This window comes from Mycobacterium asiaticum DSM 44297, assembly GCF_000613245.1.
Taxonomy (GTDB): domain Bacteria; phylum Actinomycetota; class Actinomycetes; order Mycobacteriales; family Mycobacteriaceae; genus Mycobacterium; species Mycobacterium asiaticum.
Genome location: NZ_HG964937.1, coordinates 1,385,962 through 1,398,361 on the forward strand (window position 1 = coordinate 1,385,962; position 12,400 = coordinate 1,398,361).

A 12,400-nucleotide genomic window follows, 5' to 3' on the forward strand; every position below is an offset into this window, starting at 1 on the left:
CTGAGACCTAACCGTGTCCCAAGATGAGAATTTGCCGTGAATTCGTTATCGCACGACGATCGGGGTCCGATATGCGGACGGGTCTAGGGAGTCAGCAGGGCGACCGCGCTCCAAGGCCTGCGGGGGCCGGGATGGCGCGGATCCGGCTGGGGAAGCAGTGCCGCTGCGCGCATCGGCACTGGTAGACGACCGAACCGGCGCGCCGCGCCCAGCAGCGATTCGGCTTCGACGACGTGCCACCCAAGGCCTTCGAAATAGGCCAACCCGTTGTCGGGGGCGAACCGGAATGGCGCATTCTGCAGCAGCCCGGCCATCTTCTTGTTCATCATTCTTTTCAGGCCCGGGCCGGCGAAATCGAGCATCCACCACCCCACCTCCGGTCGTTTGATGGCCGCCGAAAGCGCGGCCACGTCCGGTTCCTCCAGATACATCAACAGCCCCTCGGTCAGCACCAGCGCCCGGGTGGCCCCCGCGAGCGCTTCTTGCAGGAACGCATCGCGGGCGTCCGCATCGGCCAGGTCGACGGCGGCGCGGGTTAGCCGGCACCGCGGCGTCTCGTCGGCGAGCAACTGCGTCTTTTCGGCCAGCAACGGCGGCAGATCGGCTTCTACCCACGGGAATTCGGCCGGCAGGGGCAATCGGTAGGGGCGGGTGTCCAGGCCGGCGGCCAGGTTCAGCACCCGGTCGCAGCCGTCGCCGATCGCACGAAGAATCGCGTCGTCGATGATCTTGGTGCGTGCGACCAGCCACCAGCCGTCCCGTGTTGACCGCGGAACGTGGGCGACGATGGCCCGGCCCTGTGGGCCCGCTAGCCGTTCGGCGAGCGGATCCTCGAACAACGCATCCGGCCGAGCCGACTCGGTGGCCCGGTGCAAAGCGGTCCAACGGGCGGTATCGGAAACGTGGGTGATGACGTGGTCACTGCCTGGCATACGTTGGGTTATAGCAGCCGGCGGTGACAACGAGCCCCGATCGTTCGCGGGCGCAGTTTCCCAAGTTGTGAGTCCGGTACGGTTCGCTCATGGCCGACCGAAACCGTCGTTTCCTGCTCCGCGAACGTCCCACCGGGCGCATCGGGCCCAATACTTTCGAACTCGACGAGCAGCCGATAACCGATATCGGCGACGGCGAGGCACTGGTCCGCGTCGACTGGATCTCGCTCGACCCGACCAATCGGGCTTGGATCAACGACATTCCTTCGTATCTGCCGCCGGTGGGCATCGGCGAGGTGATGCGCGGTGGCGGGATCGGCGAGGTCATCGCGTCCAAGAACCCGAACCTTCCGGTGGGCCAGGTCGTGCAGGGCCTGCTTGGCTGGCAGGAGTACATGGTCGCCTCGGCGTCGACAATGGTGATGCCGGTCGAAGTCGCCGAGGGCGTGTCGCCGAGTGCCTACATGGGTGCGCTTGGGATGACGGGGTTGACCGCGTGGATCGGTATCCGCGACATCGGCAAGCCCAAACCCGGTGAGACGGTGGTGGTCTCGGCCGCCGCTGGCGCGGTGGGTTCGGTGGCCGGACAGCTCGCCAAGGCCGACGGTGCGCGCGTCGTCGGGATCGCCGGCGGCCCCGAGAAGTGTGCGCTGCTGACCGAACAACTCGGCTTCGACGCGGCCGTCGACCACAAGGCTGCGGACTGGGCTGCACAGTTGGCGGCGGCGACCCCGGACGGCATCGACGTCGACTTCGAGAACGTCGGCGGTGACATCATGGATGCGATCTTCGCCCGGTTGAACATCAATGCGCGAGTTGCGCTGTGCGGCTTGATCTCTGGCTACAACGACGCGGAGCCGCCGCCGGGGCCGCGGGCCTTCGGCAACCTGCTCGTCCAGCGTGCGACGCTGCAGGGTTTCATCGTGCTGGACCACCTCGGCCGCACACAGGAAGCGGTTAGCGAGATCGCCGCTCTGATCTCCGCGGGCAAGCTGACACCGCTGGAAACGGTGGTCGAAGGTTTCGAGCAGCTGCCAACCGCGATCAACATGCTGTTCGACGGCAAGAACGTCGGCAAACTGATGGTCAAGATCAACGGTTAGCGGCCGGCTCAGCCAGATACGCGTCGAGAAAATTTCGCAGGGCCGGTTCCAACTCGGAAACGCTTGAGCCGTGCAGCTTGGCGAGCAGGATAAGCCCCTGGTAGTGCGCGAACAGGGCGTGGGCCAGCCGGTCCGGGTCGACGTCTGCGCGCAGCATCCCCGCCGCCGCGGCGTCACGGCAGATCGCGGCGAGCCGGCCCTGCAGGTCCGCCAGTCGGTCGGCGAGGTGGCTGCGGACAGCTTCGTCGGTGGTGGACAGTTCGGCGGCGAGGTTGCCGAACGGGCAGCCCACGAATCGTCCGAACTGGGCGTGTAGGGCTGCCTGAATCCCGCCGATCGCGGATGGGATCGAGGACAGGGTTTCGGCCGGCGTATCCCCCGGCTGACCGGCCAGCCGGGCCGCGAACAGCTGCAGATGCAGATCGATGACGGCTTTCGCCAGGTCGGCTTTCGATGGGAAGTAGTGGTAGAAGCTGCCTTTCCGAACATCGGCGGCCGCGCAGAGTTCTTCCACCCCGACGGCGTGGTAGCTGCGTTCGAGGAACAGGCGGGCAGCGTTCGACACGATGCGATCGCGGGCGTCCGAAGTGCGTGGCACGCGCGCATGGTATCGAATAGTTGACTGGTCAGTCAAAAGTCGGATACTTTGGCGCGGGCCACCACGTCGAAGGAGATCGCCCGCTATGAGTTCCCCCGCCCCCGAGGTGTTCCGCACTCCCGATGCGCGATTCGAAAACCTCCCCGGATACGACTTCACGCCGCACTATCTCGAGGTCGACGGCCTGCGAATGCACTACCTGGACGAAGGCCCAAGGGATGGCTCACCGGTCGTGTGTTTCCATGGCGAGCCGTCCTGGGCCTACCTCTACCGGAAGATGTTGCCGCCCTTGGTCGCCGCCGGGCGCCGGGTCATAGTCCCCGACTACGCGGGTTTTGGACGGTCCGACAAACCCACCGACCGGCGGTGGTACAGCTTCGACCGGCACAGCGAGTTCGTCGCCAAGGTGCTCGGTGCTCTCGAGCTGAAGAATGCCACCGTCGTCGTCCAGGACTGGGGTGGTCCGATCGGGCTGCGCTGGGCGGTCGAGCACGAGCCTCACGTCGGCGCCTTGATGGTGATGAACACGGGCCTGTTCACCGGTCGGGTGTCCAAGGGTTTCATGGCCTGGCGCAACTTCGCGGAGAAGAACCCGGACCTGCCGGTGGGTTTTGTCATTCAGAGCGCGACCACCACCGAGCTGCCCGACGAGATCGTCGCCGCCTATGACGCGCCGTTCCCCATCCCGGAATCGAAGGCCGGCGCCGCCCAGTTCCCGTTGCTGGTCCCGATCGCCGAGGACGCACCCGGCGCCGCCCGGATGCTCGAGATCACCGATCAGCTCTCGCGCTGGAATAAGCCTGCACTGATTGCCTTTTCGGACAGCGACCCGGTATTCCCCTACCCGAAGTCTGGCGAGCTGTTCTGCGAGCTGATCCCGACCGCGGGCCAGCAGGTGCGGATCGAGGGTGCGGCGCACTTCCTGCAAGAGGACCGGGGCGAACAACTCGCCGCCGAGCTACTCGCCCGGCTCGCCTAGCGGGCCAGAATTTCCTGCGGTCGTCGCGCCGCTACGGTGATCTTTATGCCCTCGGCCAGCCGCCCGCCCACGGATCAGGTGAAGCGGCGCCCGAAGGACCGCAAGGCCCAGATTGCGCGGGCCGCGGCCGATGCGTTCAGCGAGCTCGGCTACCACGCGGTCAGCATGGAAAACATCGCGGCGCGCGTTGGGATCTCGGCGGCGGCGCTGTACCGGCACTCCCAAGGCAAGTACGAACTGTTTCGGGATGCCGTGCTGGCGCTCGGACAAAATCTGGTGGACGCCACGGCATTCGTCGACGGGTTGCCCGCCGACGCGGACCCTGAACAGACACTGCGGGCACTGATCCGCGCCCTGATCGACATCACGATCGTCAACCGCACTGCCGGCGGCTTGTACCGCTGGGAAGGCCGCTATCTCCACGGCGATGACCAGCAAGCGCTGGGAGACCAGATCAAAGTGGTCAACCGGCGCCTGCAGCGGCCGCTGATGGCGATTCGGCCGGAGCTGACCTCACGCCAGCGCTGGACACTGTCGGCGGCGACGCTGAGCGTGATCGGCAGCATCACCGATCATCGCTCTCGCCTTGCCACCGGCGAGATTCGCGCCACATTGACCGACATCACCACCGCTCTGCTGTTCGCCGAGCTCCCTACCGCACCCGTCGGCGAAGTCAAACCGCAACGGGCACAGTCGATGACGAAATCCGCGGGGAGTTACGAACTACTGCTGCACGAGTCGATGCGGCTGTTTCACGAGCGCGGCTACCGCGAGACCAGCATGGAGGACATTGCTACCGCCGTCGGCATTCCGGTGGCCGGCATCTATCAGTACTTCCCGGGCAAGGCGGACATCCTGGGTGTCGCCTACCGCCGGGCAGCGGATCAGCAGTCCGGTGACCTCTCCACCGTGCTGGCCCTCAACAGCGATCCCGAGGCGGCGTTGACGGGGCTCATCGACGCCTACGTCGCGCGGTCGCTGACCAACCCCGAACTTGCTCATGTGTATTTCACCGAGCGGCACAATCTTCCGGAAGCCGACGCCGTGATGCTGTACAACATCCAGCGCTCCACCGTTGAATCCTGGGCCCGGCTCGCCGTGGCCGCCCGGCCGGAGCTAACCATGGGCCGGGCCCGGTACGCCGTGCACGCGGCCTTCGCCCTCGCCGTGGATATCGGCCGGTTATCCGGCCCGGCCGCGGACCAGAGTGCGTATGCCGTGCTGCGACGGCTGATGGAGATCACCCTGCTGGGCAGGGCCATGACTGGCGAGCAGGCGTAAAAGCCCGCGACACGGCGAGCGTGTGCGGGGTTTTAGGTCTGCTCGCGCCCACCGGGCTACAGATCCGCCAACACCAGGACCTTCGACGAATCCCGCGGGTCGACGCGGACGGGCACTTCGGCGCCCGCCGAGATGTGCGGCGCCGTAGACAGTTCGAGTGCGATGCGTCGCGTGGCCCGGTATTCGTCTCGGTCGGGCAGCCGCACATCCAGCACCAGCTCGTGCCAATGGCCCAGTGCGGTGGTTGCCACGTTCGGCCGGATCGCGGCGATGGTGGCGACGCCCTCGATGCCGTCCCGCATCAGACGCTCCCGGTCGCCGTTCAGGGCGTGCAGTTCTGCCAGTGATTCCAGCGCCGCCCGCTGATCGGCCCGGGTGACTCGCCGGCCCGCGCTGGCCTTCCTTGCCCTTTCGAACCAGCCCACGGGCTCAGAGTAGCGTTGGCGCATGTTTCGCATGACCGTGCAAGACGTGTTCGTCATCCGCGGCCGCGGTGCGGTAGCCACCGGCCGAGTGGAATACGGAGAACTGCGCGTCGGTGATCAGGTGCGCATCAACGACGGGCCGACGGTGCGGGTCGACGCCATCGAGCAATTCCGGAAGAAGGTGGACACCGCGACCACCGGCGACAACATCGGGATCCTGTTGTCGAAACTTAAGAAGGACGACCTGGCCGCCGGGGACATCATCACCTCGACGGGTGGTGCCTTCCTGGCCTAGTCGGGAGAAAAGGCTTGCTGGGCAAGGTTCGGCAAAGCGGTTGAATTGCCCGCCGCGACCTCTATTGTCGTCCCATGTTGACCGGCGGCGTCTCCCACCTGCGCAGGGCGCTGTCCAACCGCCAGATACAGCTGATCGCGATCGGCGGTGCGATCGGCACCGGCTTGTTCATGGGGTCGGGACGCACGATCACCCAGGCGGGCCCTGCGGTCGTCGTGGTCTACGCCGTGATCGGATTCTTTGTGTTCTTCGTGCTGCGCGCGATGGGCGAACTGCTGCTGTCCAACCTCAACTACAAGTCCTTCGTCGACTTCGCCGCCGACCTGCTGGGGCCGGCCGCGGGATTCTTCGTCGGGTGGTCCTACTGGTTTGCCTGGGTGGTCACCGGCATCGGTGAAATCGTTGCGATCGTGGGCTATTCGCGGTTTTGGTGGCCCGACCTTGCGTTGTGGCTGCCGGCGTTGGCCACCGTCTCGCTGGTGGTGCTCATCAACCTGTTCAGCGTCCGCCACTTCGGGGAGATCGAGTTCTGGTTCGCCTTGATCAAGATCATCGCAATCCTCGGACTGATCGTGGTCGGAGTGGTCCTGGTGACCACCGGGTTCGTCTCCCCCACTGGGGACCTCGCCACAATCGGAAACCTCTGGACAGACGGCGGATTCTTCGCAACCGGAGTCATGGGACTGGTCGGCGGCTTCCAGATCGCGTTCTTCGCCTTCGTCGGCGTGGAACTCGTCGGCACCGCCGCGGCCGAAACAGCGAATCCCCGACGTACTCTTCCCCGCGCGATCAACGCCGTTCCGATGCGCATCGCAATTTTCTATATCGGTGCCCTGCTGGCGATTCTGGCGGTGGTGCCGTGGCGGAAGGTCGCCAGTGGTGAGTCGCCGTTCGTGACCATGTTCGCCCTGGCCGGCCTCGGCGCCGCGGCGTCGATCGTGAACTTCGTCGTGATCACATCGGCGGCTTCCTCGGCCAATTCCGGCGTATTCTCCACTGGGCGAATGCTTTTCGGCCTTGCTGACGAAGGTAGCGCGCCGTCGTTGTTCAGCCGGCTCAATCGCGGCGGGGTGCCGGCATCCGCAGTACTGTTGACCGCCCCGCTGTTGCTGGTCTCGATCCCGCTGCTCTACCTCGGCGGCTCGGTGATGGATGTCTTCACCGTGGTTACCACCGTCGCCTCGCTGCTGTTCATGTTCATTTGGACGATGATCGTGATCAGTTACCTGGTCTATCGCCGGCGGTATGCCGCGCGGCACACCGAATCGATCTACAAGATGCCTGGGGGTGTCGCGATGTGCTGGGCAATCCTGGCGTTCTTCGCATTTGTGATCTGGACACTGTCCACCCAGCCGGATACGGCCGTCGGGATGATGTGGTTCCCGGCGTGGTTTGTGCTCCTGGTTGCGGGTTGGTTGATCGTTCGGCGCAGACCCGGCCGCGCCGAGCGGTACCGGATGTTCCAGGACGAGATGAGCCGCCCGCCTCAACATTGATAAGGCACCAAGGATTGGGATCGGTAGCCGTGCGGCGGATGTGTAGTTGGCGCAACGACGACGCCAACGAGGCGGCGCCCCACGAGAGGAAGACACTCCCATGAACATCGTCCCCGCCGGCATCGAAGCGCAAATCAACCGTGTCGACCGGCAGCGCAGCCTGTGGATCGGCATCAGCCTGGCCGTGCTGGCCGGTCTGTCCTTCTTCCGGCTGCTCTGGATGCTCTACATCGCCATGACGTTCGGCTGGTTCGCCGGGTCGGTGGCCTTCAGCCTGGTGTTCACCGCCGTCGTCGGCATCGCCGCGGCCATCGGCGCGACCGGATTCCTGACTCGCTACTACAAGGGCGCCGAGTCGGACCGCCTTTGACCGGTAGCCGAAATGGTTCCGGACCCTGGGGTCCGGAACCATTTCCCGTTTGAAGGCCGGTGTCAGCGGTTGGCGATCCGGCTCAGCGTGCTGTCGAACAATGCGTCGAAGGGTTGTTCATGACCGGTGCTGGCCGCGCCGGTCAGGATCAATCCCGAGGCGCGCGCATAGGAGTAGTAGTCGGTACGTGTCTCGTCGGACGGGTCGGTGCCGATCGTGGTGGTGACCGAATAGCGGAACCGTTGCGGCCCACCGCCGGAGCGCGTGTCCTCGAGGATACGAACGGTGTAGCTGCCCGCGGCGGCACTGCTGAACTGCAGGCAACGCGACACCTGATGAGTGAATGCGTCGAACCCCGCCGGATCGAACTCCCGGCCGATCATCAGTCGAATGTCCCTGCGGGCGGCAACTTCCGGCGGATCGGCGCGATCATGTCCAAAGACCTCGGCCGCATCGAAGGCGCCGGTGGACGCCACGCCCAGCACCGAGAAGCACTCCACCGGGTTGATGCCCAGGCCCTCGTCGTCGACGTGATACCTGAAGTAACCGAACGTATCCGAGAGTTGCTTGATTTCGCTGACCGTCCATGCGGCCGGGAAATCGTTCTCCTTGGGCAGCAGGTCGGCCAGCTGCTTATCGCTGAGTGCGGCGAGGTCCGGGGCCAGCGCGCCCTGACTCGAATTATCCTGATGGCGTTCGGATTTGAGCACGGCCGGGACCGAAATCAGCACTGCCGCCGCCGCGACGACGCACAGCGCACCCGTGACCAGCCAGGGAGTCCGCGAATTCACAACGCACGCAACCTTTGCAGCGTGCGTGCCGCGATCTGCTTGGCGCGGCCGAGTTCGTCGCCTTCCAGATAGATCGTGCACTCCAGCAGCACGCCACGCACGGCGTAGTACTCGACGTGGTAAGTCGAAGCCGGGTCACGCCCGGCGATCGGTTTGAACGTGCGAGTCACCGCGACCGCTGCGTCGGCGCCCTCGGTCGAACGCGCCTCGACCGACGTGCTCACCTCTCGCCGGTTCTTGACCTCACCGTCCAGGAAGTGATTTGTGACCTGGTATGAGCCGCATCGGTCCAGCCAGGTCGAGTACTGGGCGATCTGCCCCGGACCGTCGTCGACGACCCAGATCGCGAAGCGGGCGTTGGGGCCGTGCTCATGCGACTCCCCGGTAGCTGCGGCATCGGCCGGCGGAGCGTCCTGGACGAACAACTGGGCGTACCGGTCCACGTGTACAAACGCGGCCAACGCGGAACCGGCATGGTCAAGAACGGCGGGGATGTCCCTGCAGCTGTCCGGGGCATACAGCGCGGCAACCGGACCCTGGCTTGGCGGACCCGACGCTTTGGAGACGGTCTTGGATACGGGTGCCGCCGCGGGGCGCTCCAACCGTCCGGTCAACGAATAACCCCAATCCTGCGGGAAATCGGTGCTCACCGGCAGCGCGGTCGCCAGCGCCCAGTTGGTGCGCGTGGCCAGACTGCCGGTGGTCGAGCGCGGCGCGGTCACCAACACGCCGGCCGCACACATACCGAGGACGACAAGAGCGGCACCGCCCACCAGACGCGGCCAGAGTGCGCGGCGCGCCGCGGCGGCAGTGGGGGCGGCGGCTGCCATCCGCTCTCCTCCCCGCGGGCCGGCCAGCGCGGCACCGCATCGCCACCGGGGTTTGCCGGGCGTAACACTATCGCGGCACGGCCGCAGAAAAGCCGATCGACACAGCGGTTAGGCTCGCCAAGTGCCGATGATCGATCTGACGTACGTGCGCGGATCGATACGTGATGACGCGCTACGGACGCTGGCCGACGAACTGGTCACGGCGCTGCTGCGCGCCGAGCGCGCGCCGGACACCCCGTTCCTGCGGGACAACACCGTGGTCTATCTGCACCCGACCGACCCCGATGCGCAGTTGGTCGGGGGGCGGCACCCCGGCGAACCCCGGTTCCGGGTGGATGTGACGGCGTTCGACGCGGCATTGTCGACGGAGGGTAAGGAGCAGCTGGCCGCCGATGTGCATGCGGCGGTCTGCGCGGCGGCGGACATCGACCCGGTGGGTCCGCGCGCATACCACGTGTGGACATTGATCCAAGAGGTGCCGGAAGGCAATTGGGCGGGCGCCGGCAGAGTCGTATACCGCCGCCACGTGCAGGATCTGACGGACGAATCTTGAAGGGGGTACCAGGTTGTCGGTGCAGGATCGGGTGGCGGTGGTCACCGGTGGCGCGTCGGGAATCGGCGAGGCCATCTGTCATGAGCTCGGCCGCCGCGGTCACCGAGTCGCGGTGCTCGATATCGACGGCGGCGCCGCCGGGCGGGTCGCCGCAGAGCTGGGTGAAAACGGTGTCACCGCAACGGGTATCGAGGTCGACGTGCGGGACCGCCCGGGCGTCGAGGCCGCGTTCGGCGCGGTACGCGCCGAGCTGGGTCCGGTTGCCGTCCTGGTGACCAGTGCGGGCAAGGCGGCGTTTGCGCCCTTCGCCGACATCACCGTCGAGTCGTGGGCCGAAATCATCGACATCAACCTGACGGGGACCTTCCATTGCTGTCAGGTCGCGCTGCCGGACATGGTCGCCGCGGGGTGGGGCAGGATCGTGATGGTCTCCTCGTCGAGTGCCCAGCGGGGCTCGCCCAACATGGCCCACTACGCGGCCGCCAAGGGTGCGGTCATCACCCTGACGAAATCGCTCGCCAGCGAGTATGCGCCGCACGGGATCACGGTCAACAACGTCCCACCGTCCAGTATCGACACGCCGATGTCGCGGCAGTGGCAGGCCGAAGGCAGACTCGGCGCGCCCGATCAATTGGCGAAGCGAATTCCGGTGGGCCGCATGGGCTCCGCCGATGACATCGCGGCTGCGGTCGGCTTCTTGTGCTCGCCAGAGGCGAGTTTCATCACCGGCCAGGTACTCGGGGTCAATGGCGGCGCGGTGATGTGATGCCAACCCGATGCGCGCCCTAGTGGCGTAGCGTCCCCGTCATGGCCGATGAGATCAGATATGTCGACGCCAACGGGCTGCGGTTCGCCTATCTCGAGGAGGGCGCCGGGCCGCTGGTGCTGATGCTGCATGGGTTCCCCGACACCGCGCATTCGTGGGATCACCTGCGACCGCGGATCGCCGCGAAGGGGTACCGAGCGGTCAGTCCTTTCATGCGTGGATACCATCCGAGTGCGATTCCGGACCGCGACCCCGACCAGGAGACGCTCGCCCGCGACCCGTTGGCGTTGATCGATGCGCTCGGCGCCACGGAAGCCATTGTCATTGGACATGACTGGGGAGCCTCGGCCGCCTACGGCGCGGCGGGTTTACAGCCCGAGCGGGTACGGAAGCTGTTCGTGATCGGCATCCCCCACCCCGCCGCGCTCAAGCCGACGCTGAAAAAGATCTGGGGCGTCCGTCATTTCGCCGCCTACAAGCTGCCCGGTGCGCCAAAGCGATTTGCCCGCAACGATTTCGCCGCATTGCCACAGATCTACCGCCGATGGTCGCCTACCTGGACGCCCGAGCCCAGCGAGTTCGACGCCGTGCGCGCCAGCTTCGCCGACCCGGCCAGTCTGAACGCGGCCTTCGGGTATTACCGCAAACTGTCCCCGGTGCCGTCCGCGTCGCTGAAGGCGCGCATCGCGGTGCCCACGGTGGTTTTCGCCGGTCTCGATGACCCGATCGCCGAGCCCGCCGACTATCGGTTCGCCGCGCGGGTATTCGACGGCGAGTACACCGTCGAAGAGGTACCGGGGGGCACTTCATGCACCGGGAGCACCCCGAAGTGTTCGCCGAACGGCTGCTGAACTATCTGTGAGCTACGCGCTCACCAGGTCCGGGTGATATTTCGCGGCCATCCGCCGCAACCCGTCCTGCCAGTCCACCGTGCTGCCGCCACCGATGAGTTCGTGCAGCCGGGTGACGTCTACGGGATTGCCGCGCAACGCCTGGGCGCTTTCACTGAACACCGGCTCGCGGCCGATCAGCGCGCCGAGATAGCCACACCACTCCTGGATGCTGACGATCTGGTCGCCGGCCCAGTTCACCGTTGTCGCCGGAACCGACGCGGCCGCAAGCAGTCTCGGGATGGTGGCGATGATGTCGTCCTGGTGGATGGGGTTGTAGCGGGCCGGTCCGCCGGGGGGCACCGGAATCGGGATGCCGCCGAGCATCATCTCCATGTGGTAGAACGGCCAGCCGCCGTTGTCCCCGTAGGGCACGTTCAATCGGGCGATAATGGTTGGCAATCCCAGTACGCGCGCCGTCGAGCGGGCCACCGCCTCGCCGGCGATCTTGGAGATCGAGTAGGTGGGAAACAGCGGTTTGTGGTTGTCCCCGAGCGCGGCGCTTTCGGCACGCAGCGCGTCATCGGGCGGGTCGTAGACCGCCGCCGACGAGCAGTGCAGGAAAGCCTTCGCGTCCCGGCAGTGCGCCATCAGCAACCCGACCGATTCGGCGTTGGCGGCCAGATCCTTGTCCCACTTCCCGCTTTTCGCCACAGCCAGATTGAGCACGTAGTCGAAGTCGGCGGGCAGACCGGTGAAATCGCCGGCGGCCAGGTTGACCGCCGCGCAGCGCACCCCGGACTGCTCAAGGGTGCTGCGGGCCGCGGTGTCGGTGAACCGGGCGATACCCCACACTTCGTTGTCGGCAGCCAGGGCCAGGGCAACCGGGGTGGCGACCTGGCCGGTCACGCCCGTGATCAGGATCTTGGAGTCGCGCATGCGCTGATCGTAGGCGGCGACCGCATGCTGCCACCGGGTGGTCAGCCGTCGATACCGTCGGCTCCCCGAATCCCGTTGAATCCTGCCCCGCTGGCGCCGTTTTGGCCCGGGTTGCCGATGTGGGACCCGGCAGGGCCAGCGCCGAGACCGGCCTGTGCGCCGGACCCGCGGGTGCCTTGTGGACCGCCGTCGCCGCCCGTCCCGCCGGCTAC

At 66.3% G+C, this 12,400-nt stretch carries 15 protein-coding genes; 9 read left to right on the forward strand and 6 right to left on the reverse strand.

Annotated features, from left to right (window positions below; all coding sequences use genetic code 11):
- Nucleotides 1-83: 83 nt before the first annotated feature.
- Nucleotides 84-932, reverse strand: a complete 849-nt coding sequence (locus tag BN972_RS16810; RefSeq protein WP_036360004.1) for a class I SAM-dependent methyltransferase — start codon at nt 930-932, stop codon at nt 84-86.
- A gap of 89 nt (nt 933-1,021) precedes the next feature.
- Here BN972_RS16810 and BN972_RS16815 point away from each other — a divergent pair, with 89 nt between their 5' ends.
- The gene (locus BN972_RS16815; protein WP_036360006.1) at nt 1,022-2,035 is read left to right on the forward strand and encodes an NADP-dependent oxidoreductase; all 1,014 of its coding nucleotides are present in this window, start codon (nt 1,022-1,024) and stop codon (nt 2,033-2,035) included.
- Here the strand turns inward: BN972_RS16815 and BN972_RS16820 are convergent.
- Entirely contained in the window at nt 2,025-2,633 is a 609-nt protein-coding gene (locus tag BN972_RS16820; RefSeq protein ID WP_036360008.1) for a TetR/AcrR family transcriptional regulator, read from the reverse strand. The genes BN972_RS16815 and BN972_RS16820 overlap by 11 nt on opposite strands.
- Before the next feature lie 85 nt (nt 2,634-2,718).
- Here BN972_RS16820 and BN972_RS16825 point away from each other — a divergent pair, with 85 nt between their 5' ends.
- Nucleotides 2,719-3,612 (forward strand): haloalkane dehalogenase, encoded by an 894-nt coding sequence (locus tag BN972_RS16825; protein ID WP_036360010.1) that lies wholly within the window; start codon nt 2,719-2,721, stop codon nt 3,610-3,612.
- 45 nt (nt 3,613-3,657) lie between these two features.
- Nucleotides 3,658-4,893 carry a TetR/AcrR family transcriptional regulator gene (locus tag BN972_RS16830; protein ID WP_036360011.1) on the forward strand — a complete coding sequence of 412 codons (1,236 nt, stop codon included), beginning with the start codon at nt 3,658-3,660 and terminating at the stop codon, nt 4,891-4,893.
- 56 nt (nt 4,894-4,949) lie between these two features.
- Here the strand turns inward: BN972_RS16830 and BN972_RS16835 are convergent, their stop codons facing one another.
- Complete coding sequence (locus tag BN972_RS16835; protein ID WP_036360013.1) at nt 4,950-5,318, reverse strand: hypothetical protein; 369 nt, start codon at nt 5,316-5,318, stop codon at nt 4,950-4,952.
- Nucleotides 5,319-5,340: 22 nt separating this feature from the next.
- Here BN972_RS16835 and BN972_RS16840 point away from each other — a divergent pair, with 22 nt between their 5' ends.
- The 3 genes from BN972_RS16840 to BN972_RS16850 all read left to right on the forward strand — a co-directional run bounded on the left by BN972_RS16840 (nt 5,341) and on the right by BN972_RS16850 (nt 7,479).
- A complete protein-coding gene (locus BN972_RS16840) occupies nt 5,341-5,613 on the forward strand; it encodes an EF-Tu/IF-2/RF-3 family GTPase (RefSeq protein ID WP_036360015.1) in 273 nt (90 codons plus the stop codon).
- Between the two features lie 74 nt (nt 5,614-5,687).
- On the forward strand, nt 5,688-7,109 hold the full coding sequence (locus BN972_RS16845; protein ID WP_036360017.1) for an amino acid permease: 1,422 nt from the start codon (nt 5,688-5,690) through the stop codon (nt 7,107-7,109).
- A gap of 100 nt (nt 7,110-7,209) precedes the next feature.
- A complete protein-coding gene (locus BN972_RS16850; RefSeq protein ID WP_036360018.1) occupies nt 7,210-7,479 on the forward strand; it encodes a hypothetical protein in 270 nt (89 codons plus the stop codon).
- A gap of 62 nt (nt 7,480-7,541) precedes the next feature.
- On the opposite strand, the gene BN972_RS16855 is transcribed toward BN972_RS16850, so the two are convergent.
- Together BN972_RS16855 and BN972_RS16860 are read right to left on the reverse strand one after the other, a co-directional pair.
- On the reverse strand, nt 7,542-8,270 hold the full coding sequence (locus BN972_RS16855) for a hypothetical protein (RefSeq protein ID WP_036360020.1): 729 nt from the start codon (nt 8,268-8,270) through the stop codon (nt 7,542-7,544).
- Nucleotides 8,267-9,100 carry a hypothetical protein gene (locus BN972_RS16860; RefSeq protein ID WP_036360021.1) on the reverse strand — a complete coding sequence of 278 codons (834 nt, stop codon included), beginning with the start codon at nt 9,098-9,100 and terminating at the stop codon, nt 8,267-8,269. Before BN972_RS16860 ends, BN972_RS16855 begins: the two co-directional genes overlap by 4 nt.
- A 121-nt stretch (nt 9,101-9,221) precedes the next feature.
- Between BN972_RS16860 and BN972_RS16865 the strand changes: the two genes are divergently transcribed.
- From BN972_RS16865 to BN972_RS16875, 3 genes are read left to right on the forward strand one after another with little or no spacing between them, the layout of a single operon-like run.
- Nucleotides 9,222-9,653 (forward strand): tautomerase family protein, encoded by a 432-nt coding sequence (locus tag BN972_RS16865; RefSeq protein ID WP_142277109.1) that lies wholly within the window; start codon nt 9,222-9,224, stop codon nt 9,651-9,653.
- 13 nt (nt 9,654-9,666) lie between these two features.
- Nucleotides 9,667-10,419, forward strand: coding sequence for an SDR family NAD(P)-dependent oxidoreductase (locus BN972_RS16870; RefSeq protein ID WP_167659578.1), 753 nt, complete (start codon nt 9,667-9,669; stop codon nt 10,417-10,419).
- A 41-nt stretch (nt 10,420-10,460) separates the two neighbouring features.
- Nucleotides 10,461-11,270: an alpha/beta fold hydrolase gene (locus BN972_RS16875; RefSeq protein WP_051545538.1), complete on the forward strand. Its 810-nt coding sequence runs from the start codon at nt 10,461-10,463 to the stop codon at nt 11,268-11,270.
- 12 nt (nt 11,271-11,282) lie between these two features.
- On the opposite strand, the gene BN972_RS29595 is transcribed toward BN972_RS16875, so the two are convergent.
- On the reverse strand, nt 11,283-12,188 hold the full coding sequence (locus BN972_RS29595) for an NAD-dependent epimerase/dehydratase family protein (protein WP_036361125.1): 906 nt from the start codon (nt 12,186-12,188) through the stop codon (nt 11,283-11,285).
- Nucleotides 12,189-12,400: the final 212 nt, after the last annotated feature.